Below are 20226 nucleotides of genomic sequence, written 5' to 3' on the forward strand. Positions count from 1 at the left end.
TGCGCTATCCACTGTGCTGCGCCGGGGACGGCCTCGCAACGGCTCGGGCGGCCGGGGCGGAGGCGGGCCGGAGGGACGGGGGTCAGTGGGCGGGCAGTTGTTGCGCGAGGTAGCCGCGCACCAGCCGCTTGCACTCGGCGATCAGCGTCGGATCCCCGTGCGGGTCCCCCCGGAAGGCCAGCTTGAGCACCGCGTCGGCCGCCTCCAGGGCGACCCGCAGGGCGAGCGTGGTGGCCGCCGGGTCGCCGGCCTCGAACAGTTCGCCGCCGAGCGCCTGGAGCCGCAGGGCGACGGCGGTGTTGTTGTCCATGCCGGAGTCCAGCAGGTGCTTGTCGTTCCGCACCCCGGAGGGCACGGCCGTACCGGCGAGCCCGAAGTCGACCTGGCCGAAGCCGGGCACCGCGCGCTTCATCGCGACGAACTCCTCCACCGCGAGGTCGGTGAACCCGGCCGGGCCGACCGGGGCGGAGCCGGCCAGCCGGTCGTCCAGGCGCTGGAGGTAGTGGTCGAGGTTGCGGGTGGCGAGGGCGGCCAGCAGGTCCTCCTTGCCGGCGAAGAACTGGTACAGGGTGCCGATCGGTACCTGGGCGCGCTGGGCGACCTCCTTGGTGGTCAGGGCGGTCGCGCCGACCTCGTCCAGCAGCCGGGCGCAGGCGTCCAGGATGCGGCCGTACCGCTCCTGGCTGCGCTGCTGGACCGGCCGCCGCCTGGCCGGTCCGGGGCTGTGCTGGAGACTCCGGGCGTCAACGCTCATGCCGCCAACTCTGCCGCATCCGCTGTTCCGACGGCGAATCATCGGGGCGGGGGAGTGCCGGAGTTTCCGTTGGGGTGCGAATCGACTGGTGGCCGGAGCTGAACGGCACGGTGGCGGGAAGGTAACCACGGGTTGGCTTTGGTCTTGTCGTGGACGCGAAGGCCGGTTCATACTCCTGGGGCGGATCACCTTGCGTGATCGACGCTTGGCTCTTCGTGGCGACCGTGGGCCCGTTCGGTGGACCCGGTCGCGATTGCGAAACGCGCATCCAGCTGTCTGTGGCGACGACGGGCGACACCGCCGCCACCCGAAGTCAGGACGGACCCGTGTGCCTCCATGCCCGAACCACGTCCCGCCGTACCCCGGCCCGTTGCGCCCCGCCCGGCCGTGCCGAGTCCCGCCGTGCCGAGTCCTGCTGTGCGTCCCGTCGAACGGAAGGAGGGGGTCGGTACGGTGACAGTCTTCTCCACCGGGCGTGAGGCCCTCGACGCCGAGCACCGCCGTCAGTTCCTGGAGTCCGGGTACCTGGTCCTGCCCGGGCTGCTCCCGGAAGCGCTGCGCGAACGCCTCGCCCCCGAGGTGGACCGCTGGGTGGACGAGGGCCTGCGGGCCCGCTCGATCGCCGCCTGCACCGACCCGCGCCGCAACGGGCCGCCCCCGGTGCTGGAGCTGGAGCTCCCCGCGCACGGCGAACTGCTCACCCACCCGCCGCTGCTGCGGGCGCTGACCGGACTGATCGGCCGGTCCTTCGTCTTCCACCACCTGCACAGCGACCGCCAGGCCCCCGACCTCCCCGGCAAGCCGTGGCACCACGACTGCGAGCCCAACGACGGCTCCGACCCGTCGCTGCTGATGGTCCACGCGCTGCACTACCTCACCGGGCTGGACGAGCGGGTCGGCAGTCTGGCCGTGCTGCCCGGCTCGCACCGCCGCACCGCGGACAAGGGCGCCTACGCCCACCACGGCACCGGCGAGCTGCCCGGCGAGGTGGTCCTCGACCGGCTGCCGCCCGGCACCACCGTGCTGCTCAACTCGGCCCTCTTCCACACCCGCAGACCGGCGCCCGGCGGCGGACCGGGCCGGCCGCGCTACTTCATCGACGCCTCCTACTGCCAGGTCGGAGCGCGCTGGCGCCCGGTGAAGCCGCACTGGCGGCAGATGCTCGCCCGGGCCCGCGAACTCGACCTGGCCGACGGCCAGTGGCCCGACCTGTTCGCGGAACACCACTTCACCGAGTACACCGGAACCGTCTGAACCTCCTGAGGAGCACCGCCGTGGAGATCGTCAGCGCCGTCGCCTACTCCGAGGTCCACCGGGCCTACCTGCGGGACCATCCGGTGGAACGCGCCCACGAGGGCAACACCAACCTGTACGGCGAGGAGAACCTGGAACGCGCCGACGAGGAGGTCCCCGGCGGCTGGTGGCGGGTCCGGCTGACCCGGGCCGACGTGCTCGGCGTGGTCCTGCCCTGGCACCTCAGCGAGGGCGGCGAGCGCGAACTCGTCCCGCGCACCGGGCTGACCGTCGCCCGCGCGGTCGAACGCGTCCGCTCCGGCGGCGCCGACTGGGCGGCGGCCAACCCGGTCTGCTCGGGGAAGCTCCGGCTGCTCGGCCGGGCACCGTTCACCGCGCTCTACCTCGCCACCGCGCCGGTCGACCACCCCGACTACGAGCGGCTGGCGGTCCGGCGCGGGCTGATCCACGTCGACGGCCTGCACCGCATGCTGGCCTGGGAACTGGCCGGACGCCTGCGCGACGGCACCGTGCTGGACGGGTACCTGGCGGGGGACCCGGCCGGCCTCGACCCGCCCGGGCCGGGCCGTACGGTCCGTTCGCACCGCGCGGCCGGTGCGGCCAGTACGGCCCGTACGGCCGACCCGGCCGGTCCGGTGCGTGCGGCCGACCCGGCGCGTACGGCCCGTACAGCCCGCGTGGTCCGGACGGGGGACGAGCCGGCGTGACCTCCGCGACCCAGCACCTCCGGGCCACCGCGCCCGACACCGGCTCGCTCACCGCCCTGCTGTCCGAGCGCGCCCGCACCCACCCCGACCGGCCCGCCGTCAGCGACGGCCGCCGCACCGTCGACCACCGCACCCTGGACGCCGCCGCCGCGCGGATCGCCGCCCGGCTGGCCGCCGGCGGCACCGGGCGCGGCGACCGGGTCGCCCTGCTCGGCCCCCGGGACGCCCGGATGCTGGTGCTGCTGCACGGGGTGCTGCGCTCCGGCGCGGCCGCCGTGCTGACCGACCCGGACTGGACGGCCGCCGACCTGGCCCGGAGGCTGGCCGCCGTCGGGGTGGGGCGGGTGCTCGCGACCGAGGGCGGGGCCGCCGGCCCGGGCGTCGAGGTCGTCGACGTGCTGGCGGGCGGGCCGGAGGACGGGCCGGCGGGCGGGCCCGCCGAGGAGGGCGGCGGGCCCGGCGGGGAGGACCCGGCGTACCTGTCCTTCACCTCCGGATCCGGCGGCGAGCCCAAGGCCGTGACCGTCACCCACGCCAACGCCGTCCACTACGCCCACGCCCTGGCCGACCGGCTCGGGCTCACCGAGGCCGACGCCCCCCGGCTCGCCCACGTCACCACCCTCGCCGCCGACCTCGGCCACACCGCCTGGCTGCTCGCCCTGGCCACCGGCGGCTCGGTGCACGTGGTCCCCGACCGGGAGGTGCGCGACCCCACGGCGTTCTGGACCACGCTGCGCCGCGCCGGGGTCGACACCCTGAAGACCACCCCCTCCCACCTGGCCGCGCTGCTGGAGGGCCGCCCGGCGGGCACCCCGCCGCTGCGCACCCTGCTGCTCGGCGGCGAGGCGCTGCCCCGCCCGCTCGCGGCCGCCCTGCTCGACGACGGCGTCACCGAACGGCTGGTCAACCACTACGGACCGACCGAGACGACCGTCGGCGCGACCTGCTTCCTGGCCACCAGCGCCCGCCAACTCCCGGACGGGGAAGCGACCGTGCCGATCGGCAGCGGCATCGGCGAGGTGCTGCTCACCGTGGTGGACGGCGCCGGGCGGCCGGTGGCCGACGGCACGGTGGGGGAACTGCTGATCGGCGGGCGGGGCGTCAGCGCCGGGTACTTCGGGCGGCCCGAGGAGACCGCCCGGGGCTTCCTCCGGCGGGACGGCCGACGGACCTACCGGACCGGCGACCTGTGCCGCCGACGGGTCGACGGCGACCTGGTGTTCCTCGGCCGGGTGGACCGGCAGGTCAAGGTCCGCGGGTACCGGGTCGACCTCGCCGAGGTCGAGCGGGCGATGGACGGGTACCCGGGCGTGGCGGGCTCGGCGGCGCTGCTGCGGGATACCTCCCCCGGGAGCCAACTGATCGGCGTGGTAAGGCTGCTGGATCCCGCCGTCGACCTGTCGGGACTGGTCGACCGGCTGCGCGACCGGCTGCCCGGCTACTCCGTGCCGCAGCCGCTCCTGGTGCTGCCCGACTTCCCGTTCGGGCCGAACGGCAAGCTGGACCGGGCCCGGTTGGCCGAGCTGGTGGACCGACTGGTCGAGGCCCGCGCCGAGCCGACCGGTACGGAGGGCCCGGCGGGTTCGGACGGTACGGCGGCTGCGACGGCTGCGACGGTTGTGACGGATGCGGCCGGGGACAGGGACGGCCCGGCCGGGGAGATCGCCCGGTTCTGGGCCGGCGCGCTCGGCCTGCCCCGGATCGGACCGCGGACGGACGTGATCGACCTCGGCGGGGACTCCATCCTCGCCATGCGCACCATCGCCCTGCTGCGCCGCTCCGGGCTGCGGGTCACCCACGAGGACTTCTACCGGTACCCGACGGCGGCCGGGCTGGCGTCGGCGGCCGTGCCCGTGGGCGTCCCCGCACCGGCGCCGCAGCACCCGGGCAGCGGTCAACTCGCGCCCGCCCAGCGCTGGTTGTACCGGCAGCGGGCGGTCGACGACCTGCGGCACTGGAACCAGTCGGTACTGCTGCGCTGCCGCGCCGACGTCGACCCGGCCGCGCTCTCGGCGGCACTCGCGGCCGTCCTGGAAGGCCACCCGGCGCTGCGCCGACCCGTCGGCCCGGACGGCCCCGGCGAACCGCTCGCCGTCGCGGACCTCGACCCGCTCTCCCACTCCCGCATCCCGGGCGCCGCGCGGGCGATCGCCGACACCGTCGCCGGGGTCTGCACCGAACTCCACCGCAGCCTGGACCCCTTGGCCGGCCGGCTGCTGCGCGCCCACCTGTTCACCGGCCCGCCCGGCACCGACCAGCGGCTCGCGCTGATCGCCCACCACCTGGTGGTCGACGGGCTGTCCTGGCGGATCCTGCTGGACGACCTCGCCCGGGCCTACCGGGCGGTGCTGGACGGTGAGCCGGTCGGACTGCCGCCGACGGCCGACTTCTACCGGTGGGCGGCCGCAGCCGCGCCCGCCGCGCCCGCTGCCCCCGCCCCCGCCGCCGCCCCCGGTCCGCCCGGGCGACCGGCCGCGCTCAGCTGGGCGTTGGACGCCGACGCCACCGCCCGGCTGGTCGCCCGGCACGGCGGTGGCGCCGGGCTGGAGGCCGTCCTGCTGGACGCCTTCGCCGAGGCCGTCGTGCGGGCCGAAGCCGCCCTCGGCACGGACGGCCGCGGGCCCCGGCTCGCCGTGGAGGTCGAGACCCACGGCCGGGACGCGGTCGGCGACCCGGGCGAATTCCTGGACACCGTCGGCTGGTTCACCGCCGTCAAGCACGTCGAGCTGGACCCTGCGAGCGGCGCCGGACCGGCGGAGACGGCCCGCCGGCTGAGCGAGGCGCCCGTCCGGCCGATGGACGCCCCCGGTGCGCGGCCGGACCTCGGGTTCAACTTCCTCGGCACCTTCCGGCTGCCCGAGGAACCCGCGCTGGACTGGACCGTCGCCGACGAACAGGCCGGTACGGCCCGCTGCACCGGCGGCGACCCGCTGTACCGGCTGCGGCTCACCGCCCGGGTGGTGGAGCGGCGCCTGGTCGCCGACCTGGTGTACGGATGGCCGGCGGTGGGGCACCCGGCCGCCCGGCGGGTCCTCGACCGCTTCGCCGCGGTGCTCGGCGGGCCGACCGCCGACGAGCCCGTCCGCTCGCCGCTGTCCACCTCCGGGCAGCTGCTGCACAGCGGGGTGGCACCCACCGCCCGGGCCGTCGTCCGGGAACCCGCCCGGGTGCTGCTCACCGGCGCCACCGGCTACCTCGGGCGGCACCTGCTGGAGGCCTTCGGGCGGCGCGGCGCCGTGGTCACCTGCCTGGTGCGGGCCGCTGACGACGCCGCGGCGGTCCGGCGGCTGTCCGGTGGGCTGGCCGGCGGGCGGGCCGGTGGGACGGCCGCCCACGTCGTCGCCGGGGACCTCGAACGGGACGGTCTGGGCCTGTCCCCGGCCGGGCTGGAACGGGCCCGGGAGGCCCGGATCGTGGTGCACGCGGCGGCGGACGTCCGGCTGGTCGCGGCGCCCGAGGAACTGGAGCGGGCCAACCACGCGGCGGTGCGCCGACTGCTCGGCTGGGTCGGCGAGCACACCCCGCGGGCCCGGCTCCACCACGTCTCCACGCTGACCGTGTCCGGCGGCGTGGACGGCCCCCCGCGCCGGTTCGGCGAGGCGGACCTGTGGATCGGTCAGCGGTTCCGCACCCCGTACGAGCGCAGCAAGTACCGGGCCGAGCAGGCCGTCCGGGCCTGGGCGGCCGGCGGGCACCCCGCCTACCTGTACCGCAGCGGCCACATCGCCGCGCACAGCCTGACCGGCGCCTTCCAGGCCAACTCCGGCGACAACCGGGTCTACCAGCTGGTGCGCGGCTACCTGCTGGCCGGCGCCGCCCCCCGCCGCCCGGACACGGCCTTCGCGTTCTCGTACGTGGACACGGTGGCCGCCGGGATCGCCGCGATCGCCCTCGACCCGTACGCGGCGCCCGGCGCGTACCACGTCGAGAACCCGCACCGGACGCCGCACGACGAACTGGTGGGCTGGCTCGCCGCGCACGGCCGGCCCGTCCGGCTCACCGACGAGGCGGGCTTCGCGGCCGCCATCGCCCGGGCCGAGCGGCGGCACCCGACGGCCGCCCGGCTGGCCGCCGCCTGGGCCCAGCAGGAGGAGCGCAACGTCCGGGTGGACTGCGGGTACACCACCGCCGTGCTGGACCGGCTGGGCGTCCGCTTCGCCGCGCCGACGGCGCAGTGGTGGGAGGCCGCGCAGACCTGGGCCGCCGAGGCCGGCCACCTGCCGCCACCCCGCTGAACCGTTTCGCCTCGCCGTCCGGACCGACCTGTTCTGCCCCTACAGACCCTTCGCCCCGCCGATCCGACCCGCCCCGAGAGAAGGCAGACTCCGTTGTCCCAGCTCTCCCCCGTGCTCAAGCAGGCCACCCCCGTCGTCGCCGTACGCGGCGAGGGCCTCCACCTCTACGACGCCGCCGGCCGCCGCTACCTCGACTTCACCTCCGGCGTCGGCGTGACCAGCACCGGCCACTGCCACCCGAGGGTGGTCGAGGCCGTCCGCGAACAGGCCGGCCGGCTGCTGCACGGCCAGTACACCACCGTGCTGCACGACCAACTGCTCACCCTCACCGACCGGTTGGGCGACGTCCTGCCGCCCGGCCTGGACTCGCTCTGCTTCGCCACCGCCGGGACGGAGGCGGTGGAGACGGCGCTGCGGCTGGTCCGGCACGCCACCGGGCGGCAGAACGTGATCGTCTTCGAGGGCTCCTTCCACGGCCGCACCATGGGCGCCGCCTCGCTCACCACCGCCGGGACCCGCTTCCGGGCGGGCATCGGCCCGCTGCCGCCCGGGGTCGCGGTGGCGCCCTTCCCGGCCGCCTTCCGGCTCGGACTGTCCGAGGAGGAGGCGGTGGCGCACGCCCTGCGCGGGCTGGACGAGGTGCTGGCCACCGTCTCCGCCCCCGCCGAGACCGCCGCCCTGTTCGTCGAACCGGTGCTCGGCGAGGGCGGTTACGTCCCCGCCCCGGCCGGGTTTCTGGCCGGGCTGCGCGAGCGCGCCGACCGGCACGGCCTGCTGCTGGTGCTGGACGAGGTGCAGACCGGCTTCGGCCGCACCGGCCGGTTCTGGGCCCACCAGCACGAGGCGGCCCACCCGTACGGGGAGGGCTTCCGGCCCGACGTGCTGATCACCGCCAAGGGCCTGGCCAGCGGCTTCCCGCTGTCCGCCGTCGCCGCGCCGACCGATCTGATGCGGCGCGCCTGGCCCGGCTCCCAGGGCGGCACCTACGGCGGGAACCCGGTGGCCTGCGCCGCCGCCCTGGCCACCCTGGACGTGCTGCGCGAGGAACGGCTGGTGGAGAACGCGGCCGAGCAGGGCGAACGGCTGCTGGACGGCCTGCGGACGGTCGCCGCCGGGGTGCCCGGCATCGGCGACGTCCGGGGCCTCGGGCTGATGGCGGCCAGTGAGTTCTGCCGCCCGGACGGCTCGCCGGACCCGGAGACGGCCCGGCGGGTCCAGCAGGCGGCGGCCGAGCTCGGACTGCTCCTGCTGCTCTGCGGGATCCACCTCAACGTGGTCCGGATGATCCCCGCGCTGGTCGTCACGGCCGCGCAGGTCGACGAGGCACTGGCGCTCTGGTCCAAGGCCGTCGCGGCCGGGACGGGGCAGGAGGAGGCGCTGTGAACGAGCACACCGTGACCGAGATCGGCTGGAGCAGCCTGGAGTTGGAGGCCCGGCGGCAGATGTGGTCGCTGCCGCTGAGCGACGGTGAGCGGAACCTGCTGTGGGCCGACGCCCGGGCCCGGCGCTGGGGCTCGGCCGGGCCGGTGCGCGAGCGGCTGCGGTCCTTCGTCCGGGAGGCCGTCGACTCGGTCGGGATCACCCACGTCGCCAACCTGGTCGACCCGGAGCAGCCGGAGCGCGAGATCACCGAGGTGCTCTCCTTCCTGCTGCGGGACCACGGCCGGATCGTCCCGCAGAACGGCCGCGGCGACCTCACCTCGGTGCTGCGCGACCACGACGGGGACGGCAACACCGAACTCGGATTCCACTGCGACACCTGCGACCTGCTCGTCCTGCTCTGCCTCCAACCCGCCTACCATGGCGGGGGGCTGACCAAGCTGGCGAGCGCCCGGCACGTCCACGACCTGATCGGCCGGGAACGGCCGGACGCCCTGGCCACGCTCTGCGAGGACTGGACCTTCGACCGGACCGGCCGGGCGGGCCCGCAGCGGGTCGTCACCCCGATCCTGTACCCGAGGAAGGACGGCACGACCGGCTGCTACTACCAGACCCGTACCGTCCGCTCCTCACCCGACCGCGGCGGACCGGAGCTGACGGACCGTCAGTGGGACGCGCTCGGCGTGCTGGACGAGGTGCTGTACCGCCCGGAGATCGCCTTCGGCCTGCCGATGGCCGCCGGCGACCTGCTGATCATCCGCAACAGCCGTGTCCTGCACGGACGTTCGGCGTACGTCGACGAACCCGGCCGGTACGCCCGGCGGATGCTGCGGATCTGGCTCAACGAGGGGGAGACATGGGCGCCGTGAACCGACCGGACGGAAAGGTCGCCGTGGTCACCGGCGGCGGCAGCGGGCTCGGCCGGGCCTCCGCGCTGGCCCTGGCCGGCGCCGGCTGGACGCTGGTGCTCGCGGGCCGCCGCAAGGACGCGCTGGAGGAGACCGCCGCGCTCGCCGTCGACACCGGGGCCGTCGACCCGGAACGGGTGCTGGCCGTGCCCACCGACATCCGCAACCCCGAGGAGGTCTCCCGGCTGTTCGACGCCGTCCGCGACCGCTACGGCCGGCTCGACCTGCTCTTCAACAACGCGGGCGCCGCCGCCCCGCGCCGGCCCATCACCGAGACGACCTTCCAGGACTGGAACCGCGTCCTGGACACCATCGTCACCGGCAGCTTCCTGTGCGCCCGGGAGGCCTTCCGGCTGATGAGCACCCAGCAGCCGCAGGGCGGCCGGATCATCAACAACGGCGCGCCCTCCGCGCACGTGCCGCGCCCCCACTCCCACGCCTACACGGCCGCCAAGCACGCCGTCCTCGGCCTCACCAAGGTGCTCGCCCTGGACGGCCGGCCCTACGGCATCACCTGCGGGCAGATCGACGTCGGCAACGTCAGCCCGCCGGACGGCGCCCCGCAGCCCGCCGCCACCCAGGCCGACGGGACCTCGGCGGTGGAGGCGACCATCCCGGTCGACCGCTTCACCGACGCCCTGCTGCTGATGGCCGCGCAGCCGCCGGACACCACCATCCAGTCCCTGGTGGTGCTGCCGGCCACCATGCCGTTCGTCGGAAGGGGTTGACCCGTGCTGGTCAGCGCACGCTCCTTCGCCGAGTACCGGGCGATGTTCGCGCTCACCGACCGCGACCTCGACCCCGGCCGGCGCATCCTGGACTGCCCGGCCGGGGCGGCGAGCTTCGTCGCCGAGGCCGGGCGGCGCGGGATCGACGCGGTCGCCGTCGACCGCGAGTACGCCGTCCACCGGGAGGAGTTGGGCCTGCTGGTCGAGCGGGAGACCGGCTTCAAACGGGAGCTGCTGGCGCGCGAGACGGCGGGCTTCACCCCGTCCTGGTACACCGACACGGACGACCTGATCCGGCAGTGGACCGCCAACTCCCGGCTGTTCCGGGCCGACATCACCGCCCGCCCGGAGCGCTACGTCGCCGGGGCGCTGCCCGAACTCCCCTTCCCGGACGCCTCCTTCGACCTGGTGCTCAGCTCGCACCTGGTCTTCTCCTACGGCAACCGGCTGGGCGAGGAGTTCCACCGGGCCGCACTGCTGGACCTCGCCCGGGTGGCCCGGCGCGAGGTCCGGCTGTTCCCGCTGACGGTGTACGACACCGGCGAGCGGTACCGGGGGCTGGAACGGCTGCGGGAGGAACTGGCCGGAGCCGGGATCGGCAGCCGGGTGGAGCGGGTGTCGTACGAGTTCCAGCCGGGGGACGGCGAGATGCTGGTGCTCTCCTGCGCCGGGTACCGCGCGCCCACCGGGGCGCGGCCCCGGGCCGTCGCCGACGACCCGGTGCGGTGGCGGCACCGGGAGGGGGCGCGGCCGCAGGCGTAGGACACCCGAGGACCACTCGGGCAGGGCTCGGGCAGGGCTCGGGCACGGCGCGGACATGACTCGGACACGGCTCGGACATGGCTCGGACGCGAGGAGGAGGACGGCATGCGGCAGGACGACGGTGACAGGCCCGGTGCGGAGCAGACGGAGGGAGGGGCGCCGGAGGCGGGTGGCGCCGCCGGTGACGGGGCGGAGGACGGCTTCCGGCGCTCCGCCGCCCACCTCATCGACGAGGCCCTCGGCTTCCTCTTCCCGGCCGCCCTCCGCGCCGCCGCCGACATCGGGGTCGCCGACCACCTCGCGGACGGCCCCCGCGCCCCCGCCGAACTCGCCGCCGCGACCGGCACCGACGCCGACGGCCTCCACCGCGTCCTGCGGCTGCTCGCCACCCGGGGCGTGGTGCGGGAGGACGACCGGGGCCGCTTCGCCCTGACCGAGACCGGGCAGGCCCTGCGCGGCGACGTCCCGTACTCCGCGCGGACGGCCGTCCTGATGCTGACCGACCGCACCATGTGGCGCCCGGCCGGTGAACTGACGCGCTGTCTCACCGACGGCACCTCGGCCTTCGAGGCGCTGTTCGGCATGCCCTTCTTCGACCACTTCGCCCAGGACGAGCGGACGGCCGCCGTCTTCCACGTGGGCATGGCGGCGATGTCCGACCCGGAGAACGCGCTGATCGCGGCCGCCTACGACTTCCCGAAGGCCGGCACCGTGGTGGACGTGGCCGGCGGCCACGGCGGCCTGCTGCTGGAGGTGCTGCGCCGCAACCCGGGCCTGGACGGGGTGCTCTTCGACCGCGCCCACGTCCTCGCCGGGCACCGGCTCGGCCCGGCCGCGGAGGTCGCGGGCCGCTGGACGACGGTTGAGGGCGACTTCTTCGAGGCCGTGCCGCCCGGCGACGTCCACGTGCTCAAGCGGATCACCCACGACTGGGACGACGACCGCTGTGTGACCCTCCTCGGGCACTGCCGCCGCGCCCTGCGCCCGGACGGCCGGGTCCTGGTCGTGGACGCCGTCGTCCCCCCGGGGAACGCCCCGCACCAGTCGAAGGCCCTGGACCTGATGATGATGGCGTCCCTCGCGGGCCGCGAGCGCACCGAGGAGGACTTCGCGGAGCTCTTCCGGCGGGCCGGCCTGCGGCTCTCCCGGGTCCTGCCCACGCCGACGGTCCTGTCGGTGGTCGAGGCGGTCGCGGCCTGACCGGTTCGCTCGGAGCGGAACGGTCGCGGGAACGGGGCCGCAACGGGCCGCGTTCGTGGACGGTATGAACACCCATCAGCACCACGACCACGAGCAGCACCACCAGCAGCACCAGCACGAGCAGCACGCCGGTCACGGTGACCACCACGCCGGTCACGGTGACCACCACGGCGGCCGCGGCGGCCACCACGCCGGGCACGGCGCCCCGCAGGGGCTGGCGGCCTCCGACCAGGGCTACACCCTGATACCGGAGACCGTCGGCCCCGAGGGCGAGTTCACCTTCCGGATCACCGGGCCGGACGGCGCGCCCGTCACCGCGTACGAGCCCCAGCACGAGGCCCTGCTGCACCTGATCGTGGTCCGCCGCGACCTCTCCGGCTACCGGCACGTCCACCCCACGCTGGACGCGGACGGCACCTGGCGGGTGGCCAACCCCTTCGACGGGCCCGCCGCCTACCACGCCTACGCCGACTTCAAGGCCGTCGGCGCCGCCCCGCTCACCCTCGGCGTGGACCTCACCCTCCCCGGCGGGAGCGCCGCGCACCCGCTGCCGGAGGCCTCGGCCACCGCCACGGTCGACGGCTACACCGTCACCCTGGCCGGGCAGTTGACGGCCGGCGCGGCCGCGCCGCTCACCTTCACCGTGACCCGCGACGGCGCCCCCGTCGCCGACCTCCAGCCCTACCTGGCCGCGTACGGCCACCTGGTCTCCCTGCGCGCCGCCGACCTCGCCTACCTGCACGTCCACCCGAACGGCGAGCCCGGCGACGGGGTCACCGCACCCGGCCCGGAGATCACCTTCCACGCGGTCGCGCCGACGGCCGGCCCGTACCGGCTCTACCTCGACTTCAAGCACGGGGACGCCGTCCGCACCGCCGAGTTCACGGCCGTGGCCGGGGCCTGACGACGCCCCGGCGGGCCGCGCCCGTCCGCACCTCGGGACGGTGCGGCCGGGCCGCCCGCCGCTCTGCCAGCATGGCGCGATGGACAACACGCGCCGGCTGGTCAGTTCGGGTTCGCCCCTGGAACCGCGCATCGGGTTCTCCCGGGCGGTCCGCAAGGGGCCGTTCGTCGCGGTGGCGGGCACCGCGCCGATCGGCGCGGACGGCAGGACGGTCGGGCCCGGTGACGTGCACGCCCAGACGGTCCGGTGCCTGGACATCGTCGAGGCCGCGCTGGCGGAGGCGGGCGCCTCGCTGGCGGACGTGGTGCGGACCAGGATCATGCTCACCGACGTGACGGTCTGGGAGGAGGCCGCCCGGGCGCACGGGGAACGCTTCGGGGCGGTCCGCCCGGTCACCACCCTCGTCGAGGTCTCCCGCTTCATCGACCCGGACTGGCTGGTCGAGGTGGAGGTCGACGCCGTCCTCGGCTGACCGGACCCGGCCGCCGCTCCCGGATATCCGCGCGACGCCCTCCGGGCCGCTCCACTACGGTGCGGTCATGCTGAACTTCGTACTGGTCGCCGGTGCCCGGCTCGGCGCCTGGGCCTGGGTCGACGTGACCCCGGCGCTGCGCGCGGCCGGGCACGCCGTCCACCCGCTGACGCTGTCCGGACTGGCCGAGAAGCGGGACGTCCCGGCCGGGCAGCGGACCCACGTCGAGGACGTCGTGGCCGAGGTCGAACGCCACGACCTGCGCCGGGTCGTGCTGGTCGGCCACAGCTACGCGGGCGTCCCGGTCGGCCAGGCCGCCCAGCGGATCGGCGACCGGCTGGCCCGGCTGGTCCTCGTCGACGCGGCCGTCCCCGTCGACGGCCGCTCCTTCGCCGACGGCTGGCCGGACGGCGGCACCTCGCTCCGGGCCGCCCTCGCCGCCAACGGCGGCTCCTGGCCCTGCGCCCGGCCCGAGCACTTCGCCGGCCACGGCCTCACCGCGGAGCAGACCGCCTGCATCGTCGCCGGCGCGACCCCGCACCCGGGCGCCACCCTCACCGAGCCCGCCACCCTGACCGGCCCCCTCACCACCCTGCCCACGACCTACGTCAAGTGCCTCCTCGCGGGCGAGGAACCCGACGAGGACGTGGCCGACCTGCTCACCGCCGAGCCCTGGCAGCTGGCCGAACTGGCCACCGGCCACTGGCCGATGTTCTCCCGCCCGGCCGACCTCGCCCACCTGCTCCTCACCGCCGCGGCACCCGCGGCGCAATGACGGCCCCGGCGGGGCCCGGCGATTGTCGGACCCGGCTGGTATCCCTGGCTCCATGACAGTGGACCAGCCCGCGCCGAGCGGCCGGGACCTCGACGCCCTGCGGTCCGCCCTGGCCGGGGCCCGCGCCGAACCGCCGCTGGGCAGAGCCGGGTTGGCAGCCTGGGAGGCCCGGCACGGCATCGTGCTGCCCGAGCCGTACCGCACGTTCGTCGCCGACATCGCCAACGGACTCACCGCCGGGGCCACCGAGCACGCCGGGGCCGACCGGCCGTCGACGGAGTACGGCCTGCTGCCGCTGGGCCGGCTCCCGGACGGCTGGCGCACCTGGAACTCGGTCAACTGGCTCTGCCCGGTGCCGTTCGACGGTTCGGCCCCGCGCGATCCGGCGGCGCCGTTCCCGCTCACCGAGGAATGGCAGTGGGAGTACGACTACGACCCGGACGAGGACCTCGCCCGGATGACCGTGCTCCACCGGCACGGTTCCGTCGTCCTCGGTACCGAGAGCCCCGGCTCCTTCTGGGTCCTGGTGACCGCCGGCCCGAGGCGCGGCACCGTCTGGCTCCTCGCCGACGGCGGCGCCTTCCCCCGCCCCGACCCGGACGAGGCCCCCGCCGGCCCGCCCGGCTTCGCCGGGTGGCTCGCCGAGTGGAGCGCCTGCCGAGGCCGCTGGGAGGCCCGTTGACCCGCCGCCGATCCCCTGGACCTCCGCCTTCCACGAGGTGGCCGCGAAGCTGCTCCGGCCGTTCCGGCCGTTCCCCGCACCGGGGACTCGTACGCCTCCGCACGGGTGTGCTCCCGCACGGGGGCGCTGCCCGACGGCACCGGTAGGGCCGGTAGGGGCCGAGGTGCGTCGGCGGCGGCCGGTACACGGCTGATACACGACTGCGCGCCGGTGGAAGCCCCGCTCCGACCGGGCGGAAGCGCTGGTCGCGGAGGCTGTGGGCACACCCGGTGGCCGTCGGCGGCACCGGGCCCGTGTCCCTCTGCTCCGGGAGGCAGCCGTCGTGTCCGTCGTTACGAAAGTCCTCACCAACCGTGAAGGCCGAGACCGTCGTCCCGGCTCCGGCCGGGGCCGGGTGCCCCGCCGCGGGGTGCTGTGGGCGCTGGCCGGGGTGCTGGTCGCCGGTGCCGGCGGGGGTGCGCTGGCCGCCCTGCCGGACGGCGGCCCGGGCGCGGGCCCCGGTGCGGGCGGGGACGCCCGGGCGGACGGGGCGCTGGTGCTCCCGGCGCCCGAGGCCGTCGCCGACCTCGACCTCCCATGGCCGACGGACGGGCAGGCGGCCGTCGCCGTGGCGAAGGCCGGCGTCCTCGGGGTCAAGGGACCGCAGCAGCAGCCGGTGCCGATCGCGAGCGTCACCAAGGTGATGACGGCGTACGTCGTCCTGCGGGACCACCCGCTCAAGGACGGCGAGGACGGGCCGACGATCACGGTCGACGCGCAGGCCGCGGCCGAGTCGGTCTCGGCGAGCGAGTCCACGGCTCCCGTCACCGAGGGGCAGCGGCTCACCCAGCGCAAGCTGCTGGAGGTGATGCTGCTCCCGTCCGCCAACAACGTGGCCCGGCTGCTGGCCCGTTGGGACGCGGGCAGCCAGGAGGCGTTCGTGAAACGGATGAACGCGGAGGCGGCCCGGCTGGGGATGACCGGCACGACCTACACCGGGGCCAGCGGCTTCGAGGCCACGACCGTGTCCACCGCCGCCGACCAGCTCAAGCTGGCCCGCGAGGCGATGAAGGAGCCGGCGCTGCGGGCCACCGTGGCGCTGCGCAGCACCACGCTCCCGGGGCGGGCCGAACCGCTGCGGAACACCAACACGCTGCTCGACCGTCCCGGGGTGGTCGGCTTGAAGACCGGGTCGAGCACACCGGCGGGCGGCAACCTGATGTGGGCCCTGGAGGTCCCGGACGGCAAGGGCGGCCCGGGTCGCCGGCTCGTCTACGGCGTGGTGCTCGGGCAGCGCGCGGGCACCACGCCCACCGAGGGCCTGCGGGCGGCGCTGGAGAACAGCGGCCGGCTCGTCGACGCCCTGCGGCAGAAGCTGCCGGGCGCCCTTGCGGCGCTCGACGGCGGCCAGCGGGAGTGGGCGTGAGCGCGGGCAGCGGGGCGGCTCCGGTGGTGGTGGCGGCCTCCGGGCCCGGCCACCGCGGTCCGGCCCGTCGTCCGGGCCGTCGTCCGGCGCGGCAGGGGCGGCCGCGCGGGCGGCTGATCGTGGTGGCGGCCCTGTTCTGCGCCGCCCTGATGGCCCTGAACGCCCAACTGCCCAACGGCGTCGGCCATCTCGGCAGCCTCTGGCAGACGGTGCTGCCCTGGTCGGGCGTGGCCGTCGCGCTGCTGCTGCTCCTGGCGGCGGTCCGGCGGTCCGTCCTGGCGGCGGCCGCCGTCCTCGTCCCCGCCCTCGTCTGGACCGTGCTCTTCGCTCCCGCCCTCGTCGACAAGCGCGCCGGCGGCGGGGACCTCACGGTGGTCAGCCACAACGTCAACGAGGAGAACCCCGACCCGCGCCGGACGGCCCGCGCGCTGGCCGCCTCGGGCGCCGACGTGCTGGCGGTGGAGGAGCTGGCGAGCCGGGCGCAGGAGACCTACCGGCACGAACTGGCCGCCGCCTACCCCTACGCCGAGGTGCGGGGCGGCGTCGGGCTGTGGAGCAGGTACCCGCTGGAGGCGGTGGAGCCGGTGGAGATCATGCCCTGGACCAGGGCCCTGCGCGCCACCGTCCGGACCCCGAAGGGCCCGGTGGCCGTCTACGCGGCGCACCTCGCCTCGGTCCGGGTGCACCCGGCCGCCGGCTTCACCACGGCCCGCCGCAACGAGGCGGCCGCCAAGCTGGCCGAGGCCGTACGGGCCGAACGGCTCCCGCGGGTCGTCGTCCTGGGGGACTTCAACGGCTCGGTCGACGACTCCGCGCTGGACGCGCTCACCGGGCCGCTGCGGTCGGCGCAGCAGGAGGCGGGTGACGGCTTCGGCTTCACCTGGCCGGCGTCGTTCCCGGTGGTCCGGATCGACCAGATCCTGGTGAAGGGCATCACCCCGCGCTCGGCGTGGACCCTGCCCGACACCGGCAGCGACCACCGGCCGGTCGCCGCGACCCTGCGGCTGTGACCGGCCGCCGCCCGACCCCCGGCAAGCCGTCCGGCCGCCGCCCCGGTGGCGCCCCGGGCATCCTCGGTGCCCCGCCCCGTGCGGCTACGATCGGTCACCAGTGAGCTCGAACGAGCGCGAATCCCCAGGCCACGACACGGGAGAACTCTTGTCCGGAACCCGCGTACCCGACCCGGTCAGCGTGCTGGTCGTCGAAGACGACGCGGTCATCCGCCGCTCGGTCCAGCTGGCCCTGGAGCGCTACGGGTACCGGGTCGAGGTCACCGGGGACGGGCTCGACGGCCTGGAGGCCTTCCGGGCCGGGGCGCACGACGTGCTGATCCTGGACGTGATGCTGCCCGGCCTCGACGGCATCGGCCTGTGCCGGCGGATCCGCGAGGAGGGCCTCACCCCGATCCTGATGATGTCCGCCCGCGGCGACGCCCTCGACGTCGTGGCCGGACTGGAGGCCGGCGCCGACGACTACGTGGTCAAGCCCGTGGACATCCCCGTCCTGGTCGCCCGCATCCGCTCCCTGCTGCGCCGCGCCACCTTCCACCGGGAGCCGGCCGGGGAGCGCGCCCAGGAGCCCGCGCCGGAGCGCCCGCAGGACACCCGGCCCGGGCCGGACCTCCTCGTCCTCGGCGACCTGACCATCGACCTGCGCGGCCTGGACGTCCGGCTGGACGGTCGGGCCGTCCCCCTCACGCCCACCGAACTGCGCCTGCTGCTGGCCTTCGCCGAGAACCCCGGTACGGTCCTGGACCGCCGCCGACTGCTGCGCGACGTCTGGGACTACGGCTGGGAGGGCGACACCCGGGTCGTCGACCTCTGCGTGGTGCGGCTGCGCAAGAAGATCGGCGCCGACCGCATCGAGACCGTCCGGGGCTTCGGCTACAAGCTCGTCCGGAGCTGACCGGATGACCGGGCGAACCCGCGACCCGCGCCGCCGTGAGCCGCGAACCCCCGACCCGCGCCGCCGCCGAGACCTGTGGCGCCTCAACCCGCGCTCCCTGCGCTGGAAGATCGCCGCCCTGGTCGCACTCGCCTGCTGCACGGTCGCCGCGACGATCGGCCTGCTCGTCCACCGGGCGACCGCGGAGCGCGGCGACCGGACCGGACGCGACCGCGCGATCGCCCAACTGAGCGCCGCCGAGAAGGAGTTCACCCGCACCGGCCGCCGCCCCGACCCCGCCGACCTCCAGCCCCCGGCCGACCTGCCCGGGCCGCTGGCGCACGCCGTCGCGAACCTGCGGACACCGGGGGAGTACGCGCTCTGGTACGACGTCAAAGCGCCCAACTGGTACTGGATGTGGGCGGCCGTACCCGTCGGCGACAACCAGGTCCTCACCGTCCGCAGCGACATGAGCGCCGAGGTGCGCAACCTCCAGCTGCTGGACCGGAACATGGTCAAGGCCGCCCTCGTCGCCCTGGCCGTGATCGTGCCCGTCACCGCGCTCGCGGCCGAGCAGATGAACCGGCGGCTGCGCCACGGCTCCCGGACGGCCCGCCGGATCGCCGACGGCGAGCTCGACGCCCGGATCGGCCGCCGGGGCCGCGCCCGTGACGAGATCACCGAGATGTCGGCGGCCGTGGACGAGATGGCCGGGACCCTGCAAGGGCGGCTGGCCGCGGAGAAGCGCTTCACCGCCGACGTCGCCCACGAACTGCGCACCCCGCTGATGGGCCTGGTCACGGCGGCCGGACTGCTGCCCGAGGACGACGAGGCGGCGGACCTGGTCCGGACCCAGGTCCGCACCCTGCGCGGCCTGGTCGAGGACCTGCTGGAGGTCTCCCGGCTCGACGCCGGGGCCGAGCGGGCCAGGCTCGACGAGGTCCCCCTCGGCGACCTCGTCGCGCACGCGATCGGGCAGGCGGGCGGCGACACCCGGTTCCGGCCGGCGGCCCCCGCCGTCGTCCGGACCGACCCGCGCCGGGTGGAGCGCATCGTCACCAACCTGGTGGCCAACGCCCACCGGCACGGCGCCGCCCCGGTCGAGGTCGCCGTCACGGGCAGCCGCGTCACGGTGCGCGACCACGGCCCCGGCTTCCCGGCCGACCTCCTCGCCCACGGGCCGCAGCGCTTCCGCACCGGCGCCGCCGAACGCGGCCAGGGCCACGGCCTCGGCCTCACCATCGCCGTCGGCCAGGCCGCCGTCCTCGGCGCCCGCCTGACCTTCACCAACCCCCCGGACGGCGGAGCCCTCGCCACCCTCGACCTCGCCACCCTCGACCTCGGCCACCCGGAGGGTCCGGACGCCCCGGAGGAGCGGGAACGCCCGGACGGCGTCTGAGGAGGTCAGGCCGGCTGCCAGGCCGCGTCGCCGAGGTGCGACAGCTCGTACGAGAAGATCGCCGCCTGGGTGCGGTGGTCGAGTTGCAGCTTCGTGAGCAGCCGGGACATGTACGTCCGGACCGAGGAGCCGGTGATCCGGAGGCGGTCGGAGATCTCGGCGTCGGTCAGTCCTCGGCCGAGCAGGCGCAGCACGTCCTTCTCCCGGGCGGTCAGTGCGCCGAGGAGCGGGATCCGGGACCAGTAGAGCGGCGGCTGGCGGTCACCGGCGCCGCCGGCCACGTCCCGCAGGGTCGACGGGGAGACGGCCGCGCCGCCGGAGGCGACGAGCCGGATCGCGTTGCGCAGCTGGCCGGGAGGCGTCGACTTGAGCAGCCAGCCGCGGATGCCGGCGGTCAGCACCCCACGGGCCGGTCGGCCGTCGGAGGCGGGCGTCAGCACGATGACCGGCGGTGGCTTGAGCGAGCCCTGCACCAGCCGGGCGGTGTGGTCGAGGGCCGAACCGGGCGACTCCACCCCGATCAGGACGACGTCGGGTCGGAAGTGGTGCACGCACGCGATGAGGTCGACGTCCGGCTTCCCCTCGAACACGACCACGAGGTCGCCGCGCTCGCCGAGCGCCTGGCGCAGGCCCGTTCGGAAGTCCGCCCGGTCGTCGACCAGGGCGACGCGGATCGGGCGCCGGCCGGGGGTCTCCCGGGCGACCGGGGGCCTGCGCCCGGCGAGTGCGGGCGGGGTGCCAGCCGGGCGGCGGGTCGTGCTGCGGTCGGTGGTCATG

Annotated in this window: 18 protein-coding genes; 16 read left to right on the top strand and 2 right to left on the bottom strand. The window is 76.0% G+C overall.

Translation table 11 applies throughout. The annotated features are described in order from the left end of the window. Window positions 1-82: 82 nt before the first annotated feature. Window positions 83-754, bottom strand: a complete 672-nt coding sequence (locus ACFXPX_RS01245) for a TetR/AcrR family transcriptional regulator (RefSeq protein ID WP_380639026.1) — start codon at window positions 752-754, stop codon at window positions 83-85. A gap of 453 nt (window positions 755-1207) precedes the next feature. On the opposite strand from ACFXPX_RS01245, the gene ACFXPX_RS01250 reads away from it, so the two are divergent. From ACFXPX_RS01250 to ACFXPX_RS01325, 16 genes are all read left to right on the top strand, one after another. Beyond that, window positions 1208-2008 carry a phytanoyl-CoA dioxygenase family protein gene (locus ACFXPX_RS01250; protein WP_380639029.1) on the top strand — a complete coding sequence of 267 codons (801 nt, stop codon included), beginning with the start codon at window positions 1208-1210 and terminating at the stop codon, window positions 2006-2008. Between the two features lie 20 nt (window positions 2009-2028). After that, a complete protein-coding gene (locus tag ACFXPX_RS01255; protein WP_380639032.1) occupies window positions 2029-2715 on the top strand; it encodes a DUF6309 family protein in 687 nt (228 codons plus the stop codon). Continuing rightward, window positions 2712-6950, top strand: coding sequence for an AMP-binding protein (locus ACFXPX_RS01260; RefSeq protein WP_380639034.1), 4239 nt, complete (start codon window positions 2712-2714; stop codon window positions 6948-6950). The genes ACFXPX_RS01255 and ACFXPX_RS01260 overlap by 4 nt, the downstream gene beginning before the upstream one ends. 93 nt (window positions 6951-7043) lie before the next feature. Next, window positions 7044-8333, top strand: a complete 1290-nt coding sequence (locus ACFXPX_RS01265) for an aspartate aminotransferase family protein (RefSeq protein WP_380639036.1) — start codon at window positions 7044-7046, stop codon at window positions 8331-8333. Then, window positions 8330-9199 carry a TauD/TfdA family dioxygenase gene (locus tag ACFXPX_RS01270; RefSeq protein ID WP_375886164.1) on the top strand — a complete coding sequence of 290 codons (870 nt, stop codon included), beginning with the start codon at window positions 8330-8332 and terminating at the stop codon, window positions 9197-9199. The genes ACFXPX_RS01265 and ACFXPX_RS01270 overlap by 4 nt, the downstream gene beginning before the upstream one ends. Next, on the top strand, window positions 9187-9966 hold the full coding sequence (locus ACFXPX_RS01275) for an SDR family oxidoreductase (RefSeq protein ID WP_380639038.1): 780 nt from the start codon (window positions 9187-9189) through the stop codon (window positions 9964-9966). Before ACFXPX_RS01270 ends, ACFXPX_RS01275 begins: the two co-directional genes overlap by 13 nt. Before the next feature lie 3 nt (window positions 9967-9969). Beyond that, a complete protein-coding gene (locus ACFXPX_RS01280; protein WP_375886168.1) occupies window positions 9970-10728 on the top strand; it encodes a methyltransferase domain-containing protein in 759 nt (252 codons plus the stop codon). A gap of 105 nt (window positions 10729-10833) precedes the next feature. Continuing rightward, the gene (locus ACFXPX_RS01285) at window positions 10834-11928 is read left to right on the top strand and encodes a methyltransferase (RefSeq protein WP_380639040.1); all 1095 of its coding nucleotides are present in this window, start codon (window positions 10834-10836) and stop codon (window positions 11926-11928) included. Window positions 11929-11992: 64 nt separating this feature from the next. Continuing rightward, window positions 11993-12832 carry a hypothetical protein gene (locus ACFXPX_RS01290; protein WP_380639042.1) on the top strand — a complete coding sequence of 280 codons (840 nt, stop codon included), beginning with the start codon at window positions 11993-11995 and terminating at the stop codon, window positions 12830-12832. A gap of 79 nt (window positions 12833-12911) precedes the next feature. Then, on the top strand, window positions 12912-13304 hold the full coding sequence (locus ACFXPX_RS01295) for a RidA family protein (RefSeq protein WP_380639044.1): 393 nt from the start codon (window positions 12912-12914) through the stop codon (window positions 13302-13304). Window positions 13305-13371: 67 nt separating this feature from the next. Continuing rightward, window positions 13372-14079, top strand: coding sequence for an alpha/beta fold hydrolase (locus ACFXPX_RS01300; RefSeq protein ID WP_380639046.1), 708 nt, complete (start codon window positions 13372-13374; stop codon window positions 14077-14079). Between the two features lie 52 nt (window positions 14080-14131). Further along, window positions 14132-14761 carry an SMI1/KNR4 family protein gene (locus ACFXPX_RS01305; RefSeq protein ID WP_380639049.1) on the top strand — a complete coding sequence of 210 codons (630 nt, stop codon included), beginning with the start codon at window positions 14132-14134 and terminating at the stop codon, window positions 14759-14761. 322 nt (window positions 14762-15083) lie between these two features. Further along, on the top strand, window positions 15084-16166 hold the full coding sequence (locus ACFXPX_RS01310) for a D-alanyl-D-alanine carboxypeptidase family protein (protein ID WP_380639051.1): 1083 nt from the start codon (window positions 15084-15086) through the stop codon (window positions 16164-16166). 113 nt (window positions 16167-16279) lie between these two features. Further along, window positions 16280-17176 (top strand): endonuclease/exonuclease/phosphatase family protein, encoded by an 897-nt coding sequence (locus tag ACFXPX_RS01315; protein WP_380639135.1) that lies wholly within the window; start codon window positions 16280-16282, stop codon window positions 17174-17176. Between the two features lie 148 nt (window positions 17177-17324). Next, window positions 17325-18071: a two-component system response regulator CseB gene (cseB, locus tag ACFXPX_RS01320; protein ID WP_380524729.1), complete on the top strand. Its 747-nt coding sequence runs from the start codon at window positions 17325-17327 to the stop codon at window positions 18069-18071. A gap of 4 nt (window positions 18072-18075) precedes the next feature. Beyond that, window positions 18076-19449 (top strand): sensor histidine kinase, encoded by a 1374-nt coding sequence (locus tag ACFXPX_RS01325; protein ID WP_380639053.1) that lies wholly within the window; start codon window positions 18076-18078, stop codon window positions 19447-19449. Between the two features lie 5 nt (window positions 19450-19454). Here the strand turns inward: ACFXPX_RS01325 and ACFXPX_RS01330 are convergent, their stop codons facing one another. Continuing rightward, window positions 19455-20225 (bottom strand): LuxR C-terminal-related transcriptional regulator, encoded by a 771-nt coding sequence (locus ACFXPX_RS01330; protein ID WP_380587182.1) that lies wholly within the window; start codon window positions 20223-20225, stop codon window positions 19455-19457. Window position 20226: the final 1 nt, after the last annotated feature.

This window comes from Kitasatospora sp. NPDC059146, from assembly GCF_042786665.1.
Taxonomy (GTDB): domain Bacteria; phylum Actinomycetota; class Actinomycetes; order Streptomycetales; family Streptomycetaceae; genus Kitasatospora.